20 protein-coding genes and 1 pseudogene are annotated in these 19,322 nt (G+C 44.2%); 20 read left to right on the plus strand and 1 reads right to left on the minus strand.

Translation table 11 applies throughout. The annotated features are described in order from the left end of the window. The first annotated feature begins 15 nt into the window (after window positions 1–15). The 10 genes from sdaAA (at window position 16) to ftsY (ending at window position 12,215) form a co-directional block, all read left to right on the plus strand. The gene (gene sdaAA / locus NYE49_RS08610; protein WP_003232049.1) at window positions 16–918 is read left to right on the plus strand and encodes an L-serine ammonia-lyase, iron-sulfur-dependent, subunit alpha; all 903 of its coding nucleotides are present in this window, start codon (window positions 16–18) and stop codon (window positions 916–918) included. Beyond that, the gene (gene recG, locus NYE49_RS08615; protein WP_047182602.1) at window positions 896–2,944 is read left to right on the plus strand and encodes an ATP-dependent DNA helicase RecG; all 2,049 of its coding nucleotides are present in this window, start codon (window positions 896–898) and stop codon (window positions 2,942–2,944) included. Before sdaAA ends, recG begins: the two co-directional genes overlap by 23 nt. A gap of 108 nt (window positions 2,945–3,052) precedes the next feature. Then, window positions 3,053–3,619: a transcription factor FapR gene (fapR, locus tag NYE49_RS08620; protein WP_003232044.1), complete on the plus strand. Its 567-nt coding sequence runs from the start codon at window positions 3,053–3,055 to the stop codon at window positions 3,617–3,619. Between the two features lie 13 nt (window positions 3,620–3,632). Beyond that, entirely contained in the window at window positions 3,633–4,634 is a 1,002-nt protein-coding gene (plsX, locus tag NYE49_RS08625) for a phosphate acyltransferase PlsX (RefSeq protein ID WP_047182603.1), read from the plus strand. Between the two features lie 18 nt (window positions 4,635–4,652). Beyond that, a complete protein-coding gene (fabD, locus tag NYE49_RS08630) occupies window positions 4,653–5,606 on the plus strand; it encodes an ACP S-malonyltransferase (RefSeq protein ID WP_015383644.1) in 954 nt (317 codons plus the stop codon). Beyond that, entirely contained in the window at window positions 5,599–6,339 is a 741-nt protein-coding gene (gene fabG, locus NYE49_RS08635) for a 3-oxoacyl-[acyl-carrier-protein] reductase (RefSeq protein WP_015383645.1), read from the plus strand. Before fabD ends, fabG begins: the two co-directional genes overlap by 8 nt. Before the next feature lie 83 nt (window positions 6,340–6,422). Beyond that, complete coding sequence (acpP, locus tag NYE49_RS08640) at window positions 6,423–6,656, plus strand: acyl carrier protein (RefSeq protein ID WP_003154310.1); 234 nt, start codon at window positions 6,423–6,425, stop codon at window positions 6,654–6,656. Between the two features lie 139 nt (window positions 6,657–6,795). Next, window positions 6,796–7,545, plus strand: a complete 750-nt coding sequence (rncS, locus tag NYE49_RS08645; RefSeq protein WP_047182604.1) for a ribonuclease III — start codon at window positions 6,796–6,798, stop codon at window positions 7,543–7,545. 100 nt (window positions 7,546–7,645) lie between these two features. Next, window positions 7,646–11,206: a chromosome segregation protein SMC gene (smc, locus tag NYE49_RS08650; RefSeq protein WP_047182605.1), complete on the plus strand. Its 3,561-nt coding sequence runs from the start codon at window positions 7,646–7,648 to the stop codon at window positions 11,204–11,206. Window positions 11,207–11,225: 19 nt separating this feature from the next. Further along, complete coding sequence (ftsY, locus tag NYE49_RS08655; protein ID WP_047182606.1) at window positions 11,226–12,215, plus strand: signal recognition particle-docking protein FtsY; 990 nt, start codon at window positions 11,226–11,228, stop codon at window positions 12,213–12,215. Between the two features lie 35 nt (window positions 12,216–12,250). Here ftsY and NYE49_RS08660 read toward each other — a convergent pair. Next, window positions 12,251–12,732: pseudogene (locus NYE49_RS08660) on the minus strand (Ig-like domain-containing protein). Window positions 12,733–12,909: 177 nt separating this feature from the next. On the opposite strand from NYE49_RS08660, the gene NYE49_RS08665 reads away from it, so the two are divergent. From NYE49_RS08665 to rnhB, 10 genes are all read left to right on the plus strand, one after another. After that, on the plus strand, window positions 12,910–13,242 hold the full coding sequence (locus NYE49_RS08665) for a putative DNA-binding protein (RefSeq protein WP_003238590.1): 333 nt from the start codon (window positions 12,910–12,912) through the stop codon (window positions 13,240–13,242). Between the two features lie 13 nt (window positions 13,243–13,255). Continuing rightward, window positions 13,256–14,596, plus strand: a complete 1,341-nt coding sequence (ffh, locus tag NYE49_RS08670) for a signal recognition particle protein (protein ID WP_014113771.1) — start codon at window positions 13,256–13,258, stop codon at window positions 14,594–14,596. Between the two features lie 105 nt (window positions 14,597–14,701). Continuing rightward, a complete protein-coding gene (rpsP, locus tag NYE49_RS08675) occupies window positions 14,702–14,974 on the plus strand; it encodes a 30S ribosomal protein S16 (RefSeq protein ID WP_003220815.1) in 273 nt (90 codons plus the stop codon). Further along, complete coding sequence (locus NYE49_RS08680) at window positions 14,974–15,219, plus strand: KH domain-containing protein (protein WP_014476792.1); 246 nt, start codon at window positions 14,974–14,976, stop codon at window positions 15,217–15,219. The genes rpsP and NYE49_RS08680 overlap by 1 nt, the downstream gene beginning before the upstream one ends. 121 nt (window positions 15,220–15,340) lie before the next feature. Continuing rightward, a complete protein-coding gene (locus tag NYE49_RS08685; protein WP_015383649.1) occupies window positions 15,341–15,727 on the plus strand; it encodes a YlqD family protein in 387 nt (128 codons plus the stop codon). A 4-nt stretch (window positions 15,728–15,731) separates the two neighbouring features. Further along, the gene (rimM, locus tag NYE49_RS08690) at window positions 15,732–16,256 is read left to right on the plus strand and encodes a ribosome maturation factor RimM (RefSeq protein WP_003232013.1); all 525 of its coding nucleotides are present in this window, start codon (window positions 15,732–15,734) and stop codon (window positions 16,254–16,256) included. Next, window positions 16,253–16,984, plus strand: coding sequence for a tRNA (guanosine(37)-N1)-methyltransferase TrmD (gene trmD / locus NYE49_RS08695; protein ID WP_003232011.1), 732 nt, complete (start codon window positions 16,253–16,255; stop codon window positions 16,982–16,984). The genes rimM and trmD overlap by 4 nt, the downstream gene beginning before the upstream one ends. 139 nt (window positions 16,985–17,123) lie before the next feature. Next, entirely contained in the window at window positions 17,124–17,471 is a 348-nt protein-coding gene (gene rplS, locus NYE49_RS08700; protein ID WP_003220825.1) for a 50S ribosomal protein L19, read from the plus strand. 142 nt (window positions 17,472–17,613) lie between these two features. After that, entirely contained in the window at window positions 17,614–18,462 is an 849-nt protein-coding gene (gene ylqF / locus NYE49_RS08705) for a ribosome biogenesis GTPase YlqF (protein WP_021479300.1), read from the plus strand. Between the two features lie 70 nt (window positions 18,463–18,532). Then, window positions 18,533–19,300, plus strand: coding sequence for a ribonuclease HII (gene rnhB, locus NYE49_RS08710; protein ID WP_003245658.1), 768 nt, complete (start codon window positions 18,533–18,535; stop codon window positions 19,298–19,300). The last annotated feature ends 22 nt before the right edge of the window (window positions 19,301–19,322 follow it).

Consider the following 19,322-nt stretch of genomic DNA (forward strand, 5'->3'; position numbering starts at 1 on the left):
CAGGAGGAGCCAGTTATGTTTCGTAATGTAAAAGAATTAATTGAGATTACTAAAGAAAAACAAATATTGATCTCTGATGTGATGATAGCTCAAGAGATGGAAGTAACAGAAAAAACAAAAGAGGACATTTTTCAGCAGATGGATCATAACCTGTCTGTTATGGAAGCGGCGGTTCAGAAAGGACTCGAGGGAGTTACGAGCCAAACGGGCTTAACAGGCGGAGATGCCGTTAAATTGCAGGCCTATATTCGATCTGGAAAAAGCCTGTCTGGCCCGCTGATTTTAGATGCTGTATCGAAAGCCGTTGCAACAAATGAAGTAAATGCAGCAATGGGAACCATCTGTGCGACACCGACTGCAGGTTCTGCCGGTGTGGTGCCCGGTACGTTATTTGCTGTAAAAGAAAAGCTGAATCCAACAAGAGAACAAATGATCCGCTTTTTGTTTACAGCCGGGGCTTTCGGATTTGTCGTGGCTAATAACGCAAGTATTTCCGGCGCCGCCGGAGGATGTCAGGCAGAGGTTGGATCAGCTTCAGGCATGGCGGCTGCGGCCATTGTTGAAATGGCAGGAGGAACACCCGAACAAAGCGCGGAGGCCATGGCCATTACATTAAAAAATATGCTAGGCCTCGTGTGCGACCCTGTTGCAGGGCTTGTTGAGGTGCCTTGCGTGAAACGGAATGCGATGGGCGCGTCAAATGCGATGATTGCCGCTGATATGGCATTGGCGGGCATTACAAGTCGTATTCCATGTGATGAGGTTATCGATGCCATGTATAAAATAGGCCAAACGATGCCAACTGCACTTAGAGAAACAGGCCAGGGCGGTTTAGCGGCAACACCGACAGGAAGAGAATTAGAGAAAAAAATTTTCGGAGGAGCGCTAGGTTCACGTGAAACAACATCAGCAAACTAGTATAGCTAACATTAAGGGTATTGGGCCGGAAACAGAAAAAACGTTACACGAACTCGGTATTTATGACATTTCTGATCTTCTGAATTATTTCCCTTATCGCTATGATGACTACGAGCTGAGGGATTTAGAAGAAGTAAAGCATGATGAAAGAGTCACAGTCGAAGGGAAGGTTCATTCAGAGCCTTCTCTTACCTATTACGGAAAAAAACGAAACAGGCTGACATTCAGGCTTCTGGTCGGCCACTATTTAATCACAGCCGTATGTTTTAACCGGCCTTATTTGAAGAAGCAGCTTTCGCTCGGCTCTGTGGTGACGGTTTCAGGTAAATGGGACAAGCACCGCCAAACCATCTCTGTTCAGGAGTTGAAAAACGGGCCGCATCAAGAAGACAAAAGCATTGAACCAGTGTATTCTGTGAAAGAAAATGTTACCGTCAAAATGATGAGGCGCTTTATTCAGCAGGCGCTGACTCAATATGCAGACTCACTTCCTGATCCTCTTCCGGAAAAGCTAAGAAAAAGCTATAAACTGCCTGACTATTATCAGGCGTTAAAAGCAATGCACCAGCCTGAAACAAGGGAAGCATTAAAGCTTGCCAGACGGCGGTTTGTTTATGAAGAATTTTTGTTGTTTCAGTTGAAAATGCAGGCGTTCCGAAAGGCGGAAAGAGAGCAGACACAAGGGATACGGCAGCGTTTTTCAAACGAAGAACTCATGAGATTTATCAAAAGCCTCCCGTTTCCCCTCACAAACGCCCAGTCACGCGTTCTTCGCGAAATAACAGCAGACATGTCTTCTCCATACAGAATGAACCGTCTTCTTCAAGGGGACGTTGGATCAGGAAAAACGGCAGTCGCCGCCATTGCACTGTATGCCGCGATCCTATCCGGATACCAAGGAGCGCTCATGGTGCCGACAGAAATTCTGGCCGAGCAGCATGCTGATTCGCTCGTTTCGCTATTTGAAAAATGGGACGTCAACGTTGCTCTTTTGACAAGCTCTGTTAAAGGGAAGCGGCGAAAAGAACTGCTTGAGCGTCTTGCGGCGGGTGAGATTGATATTCTTGTAGGAACTCACGCTTTAATCCAAGACGAGGTGGAGTTTAAGGCGCTGAGTCTCGTTATTACTGATGAACAGCACAGATTTGGAGTTGAGCAGCGCAAAAAGCTTCGGAACAAAGGGCAGGATCCCGATGTTCTCTTTATGACAGCCACTCCAATCCCAAGAACATTAGCGATCACAGTGTTCGGTGAAATGGATGTATCTGTCATTGATGAGATGCCGGCTGGACGAAAGCGAATTGAAACCTATTGGGTAAAACATGACATGCTGGATCGTATTTTGGCATTTGTCGAAAAAGAATTAAAGCAAGGCAGGCAGGCTTATATCATCTGTCCGCTGATTGAAGAATCAGACAAGCTTGATGTGCAAAACGCCATTGACGTGTACAATATGCTTTCTGATATTTTTCGGGGAAAATGGAATGTCGGCCTTATGCATGGGAAGCTACATTCCGATGAAAAAGACCAGGTCATGAGAGAATTCACCGCAAATCACTGTCAAATTCTCGTATCAACTACTGTTGTTGAGGTTGGCGTGAATGTTCCGAATGCAACGATTATGGTGATTTATGACGCCGACCGTTTCGGACTATCACAGCTTCACCAGCTGCGCGGCCGTGTTGGACGGGGTGAGCATCAATCTTTCTGTATTCTGATGGCTGATCCAAAATCAGAAACAGGGAAAGAACGGATGAGGATCATGTCGGAGACCAATGACGGTTTCGAGCTGTCTGAAAAGGATCTGGAACTGAGAGGTCCCGGTGATTTCTTCGGAAAAAAACAAAGCGGAATGCCGGAATTTAAAGTGGCGGACATGGTTCATGATTACAGAGCGCTTGAAACGGCAAGGCAGGATGCTGCGAATCTTGTGGCTTCTGACGCGTTCTGGAAGGAGCCGGAATACGCTGTGTTAAGAGATGAATTGCTGAAGAGCGGAGTAATGGACGGGGAAAAATTAAGCTGAGTATCAGAAGTTTTTGGTGTTCAGCCAGAAACAATCGTTGCATTCCAATCTATGAAATTATATACTACTATTAGTACCTAGTCTTAATTGTCCGGATGGTGTTTAGATATGAGAAGAAATAAGAGAGAACGCCAGGAATTACTTCAGCAGACGATTCAAGCAACCCCCTTTATTACAGATGAAGAATTAGCGGGTAAATTCGGGGTGAGCATCCAGACGATACGTTTGGACCGCTTAGAGCTTTCCATACCTGAACTGAGAGAAAGAATTAAGAACGTGGCAGAGAAAACACTTGAGGACGAAGTGAAGTCCCTGTCACTTGATGAAGTTATCGGAGAAATTATTGACCTTGAGCTGGATGATCAGGCGATATCCATTTTAGAAATAAAACAGGAGCACGTGTTCAGCCGGAATCAGATTGCGAGAGGACACCATTTATTTGCACAGGCGAATTCTTTGGCCGTTGCAGTCATTGATGACGAGCTGGCGCTGACTGCAAGTGCAGACATCCGCTTTACAAGACAGGTAAAGCAGGGAGAACGTGTCGTAGCAAAAGCGAAAGTGACGGCTGTCGAAAAAGAAAAAGGAAGAACGGTTGTCGAAGTGAACAGCTACGTTGGCGAAGAAATTGTTTTTTCTGGACGCTTTGACATGTATCGTTCAAAACATTCATAAAGGTGGAGCATGCATGAGAATAGCTGTAGATGCAATGGGAGGAGACCACGCTCCCAAAGCTGTTATTGACGGAGTTATAAAAGGTATAGAGGCATTTGATGATCTCCATATCACACTTGTCGGTGACAAAACAACGATAGAATCACATTTAACAACTACATCAGATCGCATCACGGTGCTGCACGCAGATGAAGTGATTGAGCCTACGGATGAACCGGTCCGTGCCGTGCGAAGAAAAAAGAACTCATCTATGGTTCTTATGGCGCAGGAGGTTGTGGAAAACAGAGCTGACGCCTGCATTTCAGCAGGAAATACCGGTGCATTAATGACAGCCGGTCTCTTTATTGTCGGAAGAATTAAAGGAATTGACCGTCCGGCGCTTGCCCCGACACTTCCGACTGTTTCGGGAGATGGATTTCTTCTCCTTGATGTCGGCGCCAATGTCGATGCCAAACCGGAGCACCTCGTTCAATATGCCATCATGGGTTCTGTTTATTCTCAGCAAGTGCGCGGTGTCACTTCACCGAGAGTCGGACTTTTAAATGTCGGAACAGAAGATAAAAAAGGAAACGAACTGACGAAGCAGACGTTTCAAATTTTAAAAGAAACAGCAAACATCAATTTTATTGGAAACGTGGAAGCGCGAGACCTTTTAGATGATGTGGCGGATGTTGTAGTAACAGACGGCTTTACCGGGAATGTTACACTCAAAACGCTGGAAGGCTCTGCGTTGTCTATTTTTAAAATGATGAGAGACGTAATGACGTCTACTTTGACATCAAAGCTTGCAGCAGCTGTGCTGAAGCCAAAATTGAAAGAAATGAAAATGAAAATGGAGTATTCGAATTATGGCGGAGCAAGTCTTTTTGGCTTAAAAGCCCCTGTGATCAAGGCGCACGGCTCTTCAGATTCAAATGCTGTATTCCATGCGATTCGGCAAGCAAGAGAGATGGTCAGCCAAAATGTGGCTGCGCTCATTCAGGAAGAAGTGAAAGAAGAAAAAACAGATGAGTAGTCTGGAGGTTTTTACATCATGAGTAAGATTGCATTTTTATTCCCGGGTCAGGGATCACAATTTATCGGCATGGGGAAAGAGCTTTATGAGCAGGTGCCTGCTGCAAAGCGTCTGTTTGATGAAGCCGATGAAACGTTGGAAACAAAACTCAGCTCGCTTATTTTTGAGGGTGCTGCTGAAGAATTAACACTTACATACAATGCGCAGCCTGCTTTGCTTACGACAAGCATCGCTGTTCTTGAGAAATTTAAAGAATCTGGCATTACACCTGATTTCACAGCAGGACACAGCCTTGGTGAATATTCTGCACTGGTTGCGGCTGGCGCTCTGTCTTTCAAAGATGCTGTTTATACCGTCAGAAAGCGCGGAGAGTTTATGAATGAAGCGGTGCCGGCTGGCGAAGGAGCAATGGCTGCGATTCTCGGCATGGATGCTGAAGCATTAAAGCAAGTAACCGATAAAGTCACAGAGGAAGGCAACCTTGTACAGCTTGCGAATCTCAACTGTCCTGGCCAAATCGTCATTTCCGGAACAGCTAAAGGGGTTGAGCTTGCATCTGAACTGGCAAAAGAGAACGGAGCAAAACGCGCAATTCCGCTTGAAGTAAGCGGTCCGTTCCATTCTGAACTGATGAAACCGGCTGCTGAAAAGCTGAAAGAGGTATTGGACGCCTGTGACATAAAAGACGCTGACGTTCCGGTCATCTCAAATGTTTCTGCTGACGTGATGACTGAAAAAGCAGATATCAAAGAAAAACTTATTGAGCAGCTTTATTCTCCGGTTCGTTTTGAGGAAAGCATTAACAAGCTGATCGCAGAGGGTGTTACGACTTTTATCGAAATCGGTCCCGGAAAAGTGCTTTCAGGCCTTGTGAAAAAAGTAAATAGACGGTTAAAAACAATTGCTGTATCAGATCCGGAAACGATCGAGCTGGCAATTCAAACGCTTAAGGAGGAGAATGATAATGCTTAATGATAAAACGGCTATTGTCACTGGCGCATCCCGCGGAATCGGCCGCTCAATCGCCCTTGATCTGGCAAAAAGCGGAGCAAATGTTGTCGTGAATTACTCCGGCAATGAAGCGAAAGCAAATGAAGTGGTAGATGAAATCAAATCTATGGGCAGAAACGCAATTGCTGTCAAAGCGGATGTATCAAATCCCGAAGATGTACAAAACATGATAAAAGAAACGCTATCAGTTTTTTCTACGATTGACATTCTGGTTAATAATGCCGGGATTACAAGAGACAATCTCATCATGAGAATGAAAGAAGACGAATGGGATGACGTTATTAACATTAACCTGAAGGGTGTTTTCAACTGCACAAAAGCTGTTACAAGACAAATGATGAAACAGCGTTCAGGCCGCATTATTAACGTATCGTCTATCGTCGGCGTCAGCGGAAACCCTGGACAAGCCAACTATGTGGCTGCAAAAGCCGGCGTCATCGGTTTAACCAAGTCTTCTGCTAAAGAGCTCGCCAGCCGAAATATTACGGTAAACGCAATAGCGCCAGGATTTATCTCAACTGATATGACAGATAAACTTGCAAAAGACGTTCAAGACGAAATGCTGAAACAAATTCCGCTCGCGCGCTTTGGTGATCCTAGCGATGTCAGCAGTGTTGTCACATTCCTAGCTTCAGAGGGAGCTCGTTATATGACAGGCCAAACGCTTCATATTGACGGCGGAATGGTGATGTAAGTTTTTTCTCGAAAATTTCATCATAGTTTCTCTAGTTTTTTAAAAACGAATCCACTATAATACTTGAGGGGAGGTGAATTGCTATGGCAGACACATTAGAGCGTGTAACGAAAATCATCGTAGATCGCCTTGGCGTTGATGAAGCAGACGTCAAACTTGAAGCTTCTTTCAAGGAAGACTTAGGTGCTGATTCCCTAGATGTAGTTGAGCTTGTTATGGAACTTGAAGACGAGTTTGATATGGAGATTTCTGACGAAGATGCTGAAAAGATTGCAACAGTCGGCGACGCTGTGAACTACATACAAAACCAGCAATAAGCTGATGCTAAAAGTCCCGCCGAAACGCGGGGCTTTAGCCCTTTATTCGTGCAGTTATTACAGCATGCCGCTTTTACGCGCGCTGTATCCGGTTTAGTCAGAGAAGCGCGGTGAACCTGATGTGCCTATGGAGGTTACTATGTCAAAACACTCACATTATAAAGATAAAAAAAGGTTCTATAAAAAAGTAGAACAATTTAAAGAGTTTCAAGAACGGATTTCGGTTCACTTTCAAAATGAAAAGCTTTTGTATCAAGCATTTACACATTCATCTTATGTGAATGAGCATCGGAAAAAGCCGTATGAAGATAATGAAAGGCTTGAATTTTTAGGTGACGCTGTTTTGGAACTGACGATCTCCAGATTCTTATTTGCCAAATACCCGGCTATGAGTGAAGGAGATTTGACGAAATTGAGAGCCGCAATTGTTTGCGAACCGTCTCTCGTTTCATTGGCTCACGAGCTGTCATTCGGCGATCTTGTCCTGTTGGGTAAAGGCGAGGAAATGACAGGCGGAAGAAAGCGTCCTGCTCTATTGGCGGATGTTTTTGAGGCATTTATCGGAGCCTTGTATCTTGACCAGGGATTAGAGCCGGTCGAAAGTTTCTTAAAAGTTTATGTGTTCCCTAAAATTAACGATGGTGCTTTTTCTCATGTGATGGATTTCAAAAGCCAGCTGCAGGAATACGTGCAGCGGGACGGCAAAGGCTCTCTGGAGTATAAAATCTCCAACGAAAAAGGACCTGCGCACAACCGTGAATTTGAAGCCATCGTATCTCTAAAAGGTGAACCACTCGGAGTCGGAAACGGCCGTTCAAAGAAAGAAGCCGAACAGCACGCTGCTCAGGAAGCTTTAGCTAAATTGCAAAAACACCATACGAAACAATAAAATCCCCCTTATGACTCAGGGGGATTTCAGTATGTATGCCGTCTTATTTCACCAATGTTTATGATAGAATTGAAATACTTATTACATAAGGAGGATCGCTATGTTCCTCAAACGTTTAGACGTTATAGGATTTAAATCATTTGCAGAACGGATTTCCGTAGACTTCGTTAAAGGCGTGACAGCGGTTGTCGGGCCGAACGGAAGCGGAAAAAGCAACATCACGGATGCCATTCGCTGGGTTCTCGGCGAACAATCGGCACGCTCTCTTCGCGGCGGAAAAATGGAGGACATTATTTTTGCCGGGAGTGATTCAAGAAAGCGATTAAATCTAGCTGAAGTTACGCTTACTCTTGATAATGATGATCATTTCTTGCCAATTGACTTCCACGAGGTGAGTGTCACAAGACGTGTGTACAGATCAGGTGAGAGTGAGTTTCTGATTAACAATCAGCCATGTCGGTTAAAAGATATTATTGATTTATTTATGGACTCTGGCCTTGGTAAAGAAGCATTTTCTATTATCAGCCAAGGGAAAGTGGAAGAGATCCTGAGCAGCAAAGCGGAGGATCGCCGCAGTATCTTTGAAGAAGCGGCCGGGGTGCTTAAATATAAAACGAGAAAGAAAAAAGCAGAAAATAAACTGTTTGAGACACAGGATAATCTAAATCGGGTAGAAGATATATTACATGAGCTTGAAGGACAGGTTGAACCTCTTAAAATTCAAGCTTCAATAGCGAAAGACTACCTTGAGAAAAAGAAAGAGCTGGAGCATGTTGAAATTGCGCTGACTGCCTATGATATCGAAGAGCTGCATGGTAAATGGTCGACTCTTAAAGAGAAAGTGCAGATGGCAAAAGAAGAAGAGCTTGCTGAATCGTCTGCTATTTCTGCGAAAGAAGCAAAGATTGAGGATACAAGGGACAAAATACAAGCGCTTGATGAGTCAGTAGATGAGCTCCAGCAAGTTTTACTGGTAACTAGTGAAGAGCTGGAAAAGCTTGAAGGCCGTAAAGAAGTCCTGAAAGAACGAAAGAAAAACGCTGTACAAAACCAAGAACAGCTTGAAGAAGCTATCGTTCAGTTCCAGCAAAAAGAAACGGCTCTGAAAGAAGAGCTATCGAAGCAGGAAGCTGTCTTCGAAACGCTTCAGGCTGAGGTGAAGCAGTTAAGGGCGCAAGTAAAAGAAAAACAGCAGGCTCTCAGTCTTCACAATGAAAATGTCGAAGAGAAAATCGAGCAGCTGAAAAGTGATTATTTTGAGCTGTTAAACAGCCAGGCTTCGATACGCAACGAACTCCAGCTTCTTGATGACCAGATGTCTCAATCCGCTGTCACATTGCAAAGACTTGCGGACAACAATGAAAAGCACCTGCAGGAACGGCGTGATATTTCTGCGCGTAAAGCCGCATGTGAAACGGAATTTGCTCGAATTGAGCAGGAGATTCACAGTCAAGTCGGTGCATATCGTGATATGCAGACAAAATATGAGCAGAAAAAGCGCCAATACGAAAAAAATGAATCCGCTCTGTATCAGGCATACCAATACGTTCAGCAAGCGAGATCAAAAAAGGACATGCTTGAGACGATGCAGGGAGATTTCTCCGGCTTTTATCAAGGTGTTAAAGAAGTGCTGAAAGCGAAAAAGCGCCTTGGTGGAATTCGCGGAGCGGTTCTTGAGCTGATTTCTACAGAACAGAAGTATGAAACGGCCATTGAAATAGCGCTCGGCGCTTCTGCTCAGCATGTCGTGACCGACGATGAACAATCTGCCCGAAAAGCGATTCAATATTTAAAGCAGAATTCCTTCGGCCGGGCGACGTTTCTGCCTCTTTCTGTTATTAGAGACCGCCAGCTTCAAAGCCGTGACGTGGAAACAGCCGCCCGGCATTCATCATTTCTCGGGGTTGCCAGTGAACTTGTCACATTTGATTCTGCGTATCGAAGCGTCATCCAGAATCTTCTTGGAACCGTTCTGATCACAGAGGACTTAAAGGGTGCAAACGAGCTTGCGAAGCTTCTCGGGCACCGGTACCGCATCGTAACCCTTGAGGGAGATGTTGTGAACCCCGGTGGTTCAATGACGGGCGGCGCGGTTAAAAAGAAAAATAACTCCCTCCTTGGAAGAAGCCGGGAGCTAGAAGATGTGACGAAACGGCTCGCTGAAATGGAAGAGAAAACAGCACTGCTTGAACAAGAGGTCAAAACCCTTAAGCAATCCATTCAGGATATGGAGAAAAAACTGGCTGACTTAAGAGAAACCGGGGAAGGCTTAAGGTTAAAGCAGCAGGATGTGAAAGGCCAGCTGTACGAACTTCAAGTTGCCGAGAAAAATATCAATACCCATTTAGAGCTCTATGACCAAGAAAAATCTGCTCTGTCAGAAAGCGATGAAGAGAAAAAAGCGCGCAAACGCAAGCTTGAAGAAGAGCTCTCTGCCGTTTCTGAAAAGATGAAACAGCTTGAAGAGGACATAGACAAACTGACAAAACAAAAACAAACGCAATCCTCAACGAAAGAGTCTCTCTCCAACGAGCTGACTGAGCTGAAGATCGCTGCGGCCAAAAAAGAGCAGGCATGCAAGGGGGAAGAGGACAACCTTGCCAGATTAAAGAAAGAGCTCACTGAAACAGAGATTGCGTTAAAAGAAGCAAAAGAAGACTTAAGCTTCTTAACGTCAGAGATGTCATCTAGCACCAGCGGCGAAGAAAAGCTGGAAGAAGCAGCAAAACATAAATTGAATGACAAAACGAAAACGATCGAACTGATTGCATTAAGGCGCGATCAGCGCATCAAGCTTCAGCATGGGCTTGATACGTATGAGCGTGAGCTGAAAGAAATGAAACGCCTGTATAAACAAAAAACAACGCTCTTAAAAGACGAAGAAGTCAAACTCGGACGGATGGAAGTCGAGCTTGATAATTTACTCCAATACTTACGGGAGGAATACAGCTTGTCCTTTGAGGGGGCAAAAGAGAAATATCAGCTTGAAACTGATCCAGAGGAAGCCAGAAAGCGCGTGAAGCTGATTAAACTCGCAATTGAAGAGCTGGGTACCGTGAACCTCGGAAGCATAGATGAGTTTGAGAGGGTCAACGAACGGTACAAGTTTCTGTCGGAACAAAAAGAAGATTTAACAGAAGCGAAAAATACCTTGTTCCAAGTGATTGAAGAAATGGATGAAGAAATGACGAAGCGCTTTAACGACACATTCGTCCAAATCCGCTCACACTTTGATCAAGTTTTCCGCTCCTTATTCGGCGGAGGGCGAGCTGAACTGAGGCTCACCGATCCTAACGATCTGCTTCATTCAGGAGTCGAGATTATCGCTCAGCCGCCGGGGAAAAAGCTGCAAAACTTAAACCTCCTGTCAGGCGGAGAGCGTGCGCTTACTGCTATAGCGCTCTTATTCTCAATCCTAAAGGTTCGTCCAGTGCCGTTTTGCGTCCTTGACGAAGTAGAGGCTGCGCTCGACGAAGCGAATGTGTTCCGGTTTGCGCAGTATTTAAAAAAATACAGCAGTGATACCCAGTTTATTGTGATTACCCACAGAAAAGGAACGATGGAGGAAGCGGATGTGCTTTATGGCGTAACCATGCAGGAATCCGGTGTTTCCAAGGTAATCTCCGTTAAGCTGGAAGAAACAAAAGAATTCGTTCAGTAACGAGGAAAGAGGTTAAAAGATGAGCTTTTTAAAAAAATTAAAAGAGAAAATCACAAAACAGACAGATTCCGTATCTGAAAAGTTTAAGGATGGCCTTGAAAAAACAAGAAACTCCTTTCAAAACAAAGTGAATGATCTTGTATCCCGTTACCGTAAAGTGGATGAGGATTTCTTTGAAGAGCTTGAAGAGGTTCTTATCAGCGCGGATGTCGGTTTTACAACCGTTATGGAATTAATAGATGAGCTGAAAAAAGAAGTCAAACGCAGAAATATTCAAGATCCAAAGGAAGTCCAGTCAGTGATTTCTGAGAAACTGGTCGAGATTTATAACAGCGGAGATGAGCAAATTTCAGAACTGAACATCCAAGATGGGCGTTTAAACGTAATCCTTCTGGTAGGTGTAAACGGCGTCGGGAAAACAACAACGATCGGAAAGCTTGCTCATAAAATGAAACAAGAAGGAAAATCTGTCGTACTTGCCGCCGGAGACACTTTTAGAGCGGGAGCCATTGAACAGCTGGAAGTATGGGGAGAGCGTACAGGAGTGCCTGTCATTAAGCAGACGGCAGGAAGCGATCCGGCGGCTGTCATCTACGATGCTGTTCATGCTGCGAAAGCAAGAAATGCCGATATATTAATTTGTGATACGGCAGGTCGTCTCCAAAACAAAGTAAATCTCATGAAAGAGCTTGAAAAAGTAAAACGTGTTATCGAAAGAGAAGTTCCTGAAGCTCCGCATGAGGTGCTGCTTGCCCTTGATGCCACGACCGGCCAAAATGCAATGGCTCAGGCAAAAGAGTTCTCTAAAGCAACAAATGTTACCGGCATTGCTTTAACGAAGCTTGACGGTACGGCAAAGGGCGGTATCGTCCTTGCGATTCGCAACGAGCTTCACATCCCGGTTAAACTAGTCGGTTTAGGAGAAAAAGTTGATGATCTTCAGGAATTTGATCCAGAATCCTATGTGTACGGACTCTTTTCAGATTTAGTGGAAAAAGCCGACGATTAAGAAAAAGGCCCCTACATCTTGGGGCCTTTTCTTTTTTATCTTCTTACTTGATAGGCGAAATGATAAAGGCTGTTATCAGTGGATACCAGTCTTGATTCACCTGAAAAAACTCTGAATGGGATGATGTCATAGTAATGAACAGAAACAGATGTGTAATACGTGTAATACCCAGCAGCTGGCCCCAAATACATTGGAACCTCAAATGTTCCGTTTGCATCAGTTGTTCCTGAAGCAGTTTGTGTTGTGTTTCCGACCTTCGTGTCCGCTTCAAATCTTACGGGCGCGTTTGGCACTGGCTGTCCGTTTTGGTCGAGTAATTTGCCGCTTACTGTAATATTGTACTTGACTCGCCAATATTGACCTTGTAATTGATTTTACCGTATACCCCTCCATCTGTGCTGATATTTGTGATTGAGGCCTTATAAGGTGCCTCAGCAGCGTCTGCTTGCTGTGCCGGGAAACCTATTGTAAACAGGGCTGCCAGACATAACATAAACAATAAACCGATTTTTTTCATGAAAATCCTCCTTAAAATAGGGTTCATATACAATATCAGAATAAATTGGATGATATTTAGCGTATTTTGGAAAAAGTTAATCGCCGCTTTGACAAGATAAAAACTTGACAGTGTCAATAAAACCGTGTAAACTAAGTTATCGTAAAGGGATTTGACTTAACAAAGGGGAGAGCTCAAATGTCACTCGAAAAGACAACGAGAATGAATTATCTGTTTGATTTTTATCAGTCGTTGTTGACGTCAAAACAGAAGAGCTATATGTCGCTTTATTATTTGGACGATTTCTCCCTAGGCGAAATAGCCGAAGAATATGAGGTTTCAAGACAAGCTGTTTATGATAACATCAAACGAACAGAAGCGATGCTTGAACAATATGAAGAAAAGCTGCTCCTTTTGAAAAAGTTTCAGGAGCGTAAAGAGATGTTTAATAAGCTGAAGGAGCTTGCTTCCGGTTCAAAAGAAGAGGAAGAAATTACAGCTCTGATTGAAGCGCTTGAGAAATTAGATTAGGAGGCGGCAAACTATGGCATTTGAAGGATTAGCCGACCGACTGCAGCAGACGATTTCTAAAATCCGCGGAAAAGGGAAAGTCAGCGAACAAGATGTAAAAGATATGATGCGTGAGGTTCGTCTTGCGCTGCTTGAGGCTGACGTTAACTTTAAAGTAGTCAAAGATTTTGTCAAAAAAGTAAGTGAACGCGCTGTAGGCCAAGACGTCATGAAAAGTCTGACGCCCGGCCAGCAGGTCATTAAAGTTGTTAAAGAGGAACTGACTGAGCTGATGGGCGGCGAAGAGAGCAAAATCGCCGTCGCAAAAAGGCCGCCGACTGTTATTATGATGGTCGGTCTCCAAGGTGCCGGTAAAACGACAACAAGCGGTAAGCTTGCGAATCTGCTGCGCAAAAAGCATAATCGCAAACCGATGCTGGTTGCTGCCGATATTTACCGCCCAGCCGCAATTAAGCAGCTGGAAACACTCGGCAAACAGCTTGATATGCCTGTTTTCTCTCTTGGCGATCAGGTCAGTCCTGTAGAAATAGCTAAACAGGCTATTGAGAAAGCCAAGGAAGAACATTATGACTATGTCATTTTGGATACGGCAGGCCGCTTGCATATCGACCATGAACTGATGGATGAACTGACCAACGTCAAAGAAATCGCGAATCCGGAAGAAATTTTCCTGGTTGTCGATTCAATGACCGGTCAGGACGCTGTGAATGTTGCCAAAAGCTTTAATGAACAGCTCGGTTTAACCGGTGTTGTGTTAACTAAGCTGGATGGAGACACACGCGGCGGGGCTGCGCTTTCTATTCGCGCTGTCACAAACACGCCAATTAAGTTCGCAGGTTTGGGCGAAAAGCTTGATGCGTTAGAGCCGTTCCATCCTGAACGCATGGCATCAAGGATTCTCGGCATGGGCGACGTGCTGACATTGATTGAAAAAGCACAGGCCAGCGTTGATGAAGACAAAGCCAAAGAGCTGGAACAAAAAATGAGAACGATGAGCTTCACATTGGACGATTTTCTGGAGCAGCTCGGGCAAGTCAGAAACATGGGGCCGCTTGATGAGCTTCTGCAAATGATGCCGGGTGCAGGTAAAATGAAAGGCCTGAAAAACATCCAAGTTGATGAAAAACAGCTGAATCATGTGGAAGCAATCATCAAATCAATGACTGTTCTTGAAAAAGAACAGCCGGATATTATCAATGCCAGCCGGCGGAAGCGGATTGCAAAAGGAAGCGGGACATCCGTACAGGAAGTCAACCGTCTGCTTAAGCAGTTTGATGAAATGAAAAAAATGATGAAGCAGATGACAAACATGTCAAAAGGCAAGAAAAAAGGGTTTAAGCTACCTTTTATGTAATCGGTTATACATGATAAAACCGTTGTTAAGAAAAAACACTTTACAAACACTTTTATCATTGTTAATATACTATCTTGTTGAAATATTTTCGGAGGTGCTAGTAAAATGGCAGTAAAAATTCGTTTAAAACGTATGGGAGCAAAAAAATCTCCTTTCTATCGTATTGTTGTAGCAGATTCTCGTTCACCACGTGACGGCCGTTTCATCGAAACAGTCGGAACTTACAACCCGGTTGCAAAACCAGCGGAAGTAAAAATTGACGAAGAGCTTGCTCTTAAATGGCTTCAAACTGGAGCGAAACCATCTGATACAGTTCGCAACTTGTTCTCTAGTCAAGGAATCATGGAAAAATTCCACAACGCTAAACAAGGCAAGTAATGACTGATCAACACTTGGAAGATTTGATTGTCCACATTGTGACGCCGCTTGTTGATCATCCAGATGACATTCGCGTCATAAGAGAAGAAACCGATCAAAAGATTGCGCTGCGCTTATCTGTCCATAAGTCAGATACCGGTAAAGTTATCGGAAAGCAAGGCCGGACTGCAAAAGCGATTCGAACAGCTGTATTTGCAGCTGGCGCACAGTCTTCTAAGAAAGTTCAATTTGAAATATTTGACTAAAAGGGAGAGGGCCGGCACCTCCCCTTTTTTTACACGCAAAAAAAGGGTAAACTGATAGAAGCTTAGGCAAACTAGAAAAGCCTGGGCGAGTAAAAGTTTTAAAAGCGGGGAGCTTGGTGCGATGCAAATTATTCACCGTGTAGCCGTTATGCAAGTCTTAACCGAGCGCAGTAAAGAAAAGCTTTTAGCTTCTTTTGCCGAGAAGAAACAAATGCTTGAACGAGAATGCAGCCAGCTCTATTTTCAGCTTAGAAAACATGAGAAAGAACAGCAAAACCCTGATATGATTGAACAATTTAAAAAGGCAATAGGAAAGCGAAAAGATGATATAAAAATCATTGATTTTCAAATTGCTCAAGTACATACATTGCCGCTTGGCAGTGAGTTGAAAGAAAAGGAAGTCGATGCGCTGCTGACGATTGAAGCCGGGGATGACTGGCATGAGAAAACAGCAGCGAACACCATCGTCATAAAAGACGGAAAAGTAATTGAAATTCGCCAGAGGTGATCATATGACAAAGCGATGGTTTAATGTAGGCAAAATCGTAAATACCCACGGAATCAAAGGCGAAGTGCGGGTGATTTCAAAAACAGATTTTGCCGAAGAACGATACAAGCCGGGAAACACGCTGTATTTGTTTATGGACGGCCGTAACGAACCAGTGGAGGTAACGGTAAACACACATAGACTGCATAAGCAATTTCATCTCCTGCAGTTTAAAGAAAGACAAAACCTAAATGAAGTAGAAGAGCTGAAAAACGCAATCATTAAAGTTCCTGAAGAAGAATTAGGAGAGCTGAATGAGGGTGAATTTTATTTCCACGAAATTATTGGGTGTGAAGTATTTACTGAAGAAGGCGAACTCATCGGAAAGGTCAAAGAAATTTTGACGCCTGGAGCCAATGATGTTTGGGTCATCGGAAGAAAAGGAAAAAAAGACGCACTCATTCCTTACATTGAATCAGTGGTCAAACATATCGATGTCAGGGAAAAGAAAATTGAGATTGAACTCATGGAAGGGTTAATAGACGAATGAAAATCGACTTTTTGACGCTGTTTCCCGAAATGTTTGAAGGCGTGCTCGGCTCATCAATTCTTCAAAAAGCCCAGGAAAAAGATGCGGTGCAGTTTCAAGTCGTAAATTTCCGAGAGTACTCTGATAACAAGCACAATACTGTTGATGATTATCCTTATGGCGGCGGGGCAGGCATGGTTCTCAAGCCTCAGCCTGTTTTTGACGCGGTCGAGGACCTGACATCAAAGGCAGCCGCTGCTCCGCGTATTATCCTCGTATGCCCGCAAGGTGAGCGCTTTACTCAAAAAAAAGCCGAACAATTAGCAAAGGAAGAACATTTGCTGTTCATTTGCGGCCACTATGAAGGCTATGATGAACGCATTCGCGAGCACTTGGTAACGGATGAAATATCAATTGGCGACTTTGTTCTGACGGGCGGTGAGCTCCCTGCAATGATGATCGCAGACAGTGTAGTCAGACTGCTTCCGGGTGTACTGGGTAAAGAGGCTTCCCATATTGAGGATTCCTTCAGCACCGGACTTTTAGAGCACCCGCATTATACAAGACCGGCAGATTACAAAGGTTTAAAAGTGCCTGAAACACTCTTGTCAGGAAACCATGCAAAAATTGAAGAATGGCGAAATAAAGAATCGATCAGAAGGACCTACCTAAGACGTCCGGATCTGTTGAAAGACTACCCGCTTACAGAGCAGCAAAGAAAGTGGATTTCTGAATGGGAAAAAGAATAGATTTTATTGCATAGGCTATGAAATTGTGATAAGATACTACTTGTGGCTTAAGCGGGCTTATCCGCTGCAAGCTTGAAAACGATGTTCCGCTGTGCCGGTTTTTGTGGCCAAGAGCATCTGTTGGAAGGAGTTGAAAACGATGCAAAAACTAATTGAAGATATCACAAAAGAACAGCTTCGTACTGATCTTCCTGCGTTCCGTCCTGGTGACACTTTACGTGTACACGTTAAAGTTGTTGAGGGTAACCGTGAGCGTATCCAGATCTTTGAAGGTGTTGTGATTAAGCGTCGTGGTGGTGGAATCAGCGAAACGTTCACAGTTCGTAAGATTTCTTACGGTGTTGGCGTTGAACGTACTTTCCCAGTACACACACCAAAAATCGCGAAAATCGAAGTTGTACGTTACGGTAAAGTACGCCGTGCTAAACTTTACTACCTGCGTGAACTTCGCGGAAAAGCGGCTCGTATTAAAGAGATCAGACGATAATGATAACGAACGAAAAGAGCTTGTTACCTGTAACAAGCTCTTTTTTTATACAGAATTTGAAAATGCCGGACAGGCATCGTAAAATACATAAAGGACAACAATGAATCATGCATACTGAAGATAAAGGCGGTGTTCGTGTCACATGACAATTCAATGGTTCCCGGGCCATATGGCAAAAGCAAGAAGGGAAGTAACCGAAAAATTAAAATTAATCGATATCGTATATGAATTGGTAGATGCCAGAATTCCAATGTCATCAAGAAACCCAATGATTGAAGATATTCTAAAAAACAAGCCGCGAATTATGCTGTTAAACAAGGCTGACAAAGCAGATGCGGCAGTTACACAGCAGTGGAAAGAGCACTTTGAGAAGCAGGGGATCCGCTCTCTGTCTATTAATTCTGTAAATGGACAAGGGTTAAATCAAATTGTGCCTGCATCAAAAGAGATCCTCCAAGAAAAATTTGACCGGATGCGTGCGAAAGGTGTGAAGCCGAGAGCGATTCGCGCTTTGATTATCGGCATTCCAAACGTCGGAAAATCAACGCTCATCAACCGGCTTGCAAAGAAAAACATAGCAAAAACGGGAGACAGACCTGGTATTACGACTTCTCAACAGTGGGTCAAAGTTGGGAAAGAATTAGAGCTATTAGATACACCGGGAATTTTGTGGCCTAAATTTGAGGATGAGCTTGTCGGTTTGAGACTGGCAGTCACCGGGGCTATTAAAGACTCGATTATCAATTTGCAGGACGTGGCCGTGTTTGGTCTTCGTTTTCTCGAAGAACATTACCCAGAACGGCTTAAAGAGCGTTATGGCCTTGAGGAGATCCCAGAGGACATTGCCGAGCTGTTTGATGCAATAGGTGAAAAGCGGGGCTGTCTCATGAGCGGTGGGCTCATTAACTACGATAAGACGACTGAAGTCATCATTCGCGATATTCGCACTGAAAAGTTCGGCAGGCTGTCATTTGAACAGCCGACGATGTAAAGGCGCGCAGAAATGCGGGTCTTTATTTTTTCTTGGCTGAACCGATACATACAGTAAGGGAGAAGAGAAAGTGAATACATTAACCGTAAAGGACATTAAAGACCGTTTGCAGGAAGTGAAGGATGCACAAGACCCATTTATTGCCCAATGCGAAAACGACCCGAGAAAAAGCGTTCAAACGCTTGTAGAGCAATGGCTTAAAAAGCAAGCGAAAGAAAAAGCGCTGAAAGAACAATGGGTGAATATGACTTCCTATGAAAGGCTGGCAAGAAACAAAGGATTTCGCTTGATTGCAGGTGTTGACGAGGTCGGCCGGGGGCCATTGGCAGGACCAGTTGTCGCCAGCGCAGTCATCCTTCCAGAGGAATGTGAAATACTTGGGCTGACAGACTCCAAAAAGCTTTCAGAGAAAAAACGCGAGGAATATTACGAGCTTATTATGAAGGAAGCACTGGCGGTCGGGATAGGAATTGTAGAAGCTACTGTGATTGATGAGATCAATATATATGAAGCTTCAAAAATGGCAATGGTGAAAGCGATACAGGATTTGTCGGATACACCTGATTATTTGCTTGTTGACGCAATGACACTTCCGCTCGACACGGCTCAGGCGTCAATTATAAAAGGAGATGCCAAAAGCGTGTCTATTGCGGCAGGTGCGTGTATCGCAAAAGTGACGAGGGACCGAATGATGAGCGCTTATGCCGAAACGTATCCCATGTACGGCTTTGAAAAAAATAAAGGCTATGGGACAAAAGAACATTTGGAAGCTCTTGCTGCATACGGCCCAACTGAATTGCACCGCAAAACTTTCGCTCCTGTTCAATCTTTCAGATAAATCACCATGGACAAGGAGGCAC

The organism is Bacillus sp. FSL L8-0358 (genome assembly GCF_038593095.1).
In the GTDB taxonomy this organism is placed as follows: Bacteria; Bacillota; Bacilli; order Bacillales; family Bacillaceae; genus Bacillus; species Bacillus subtilis.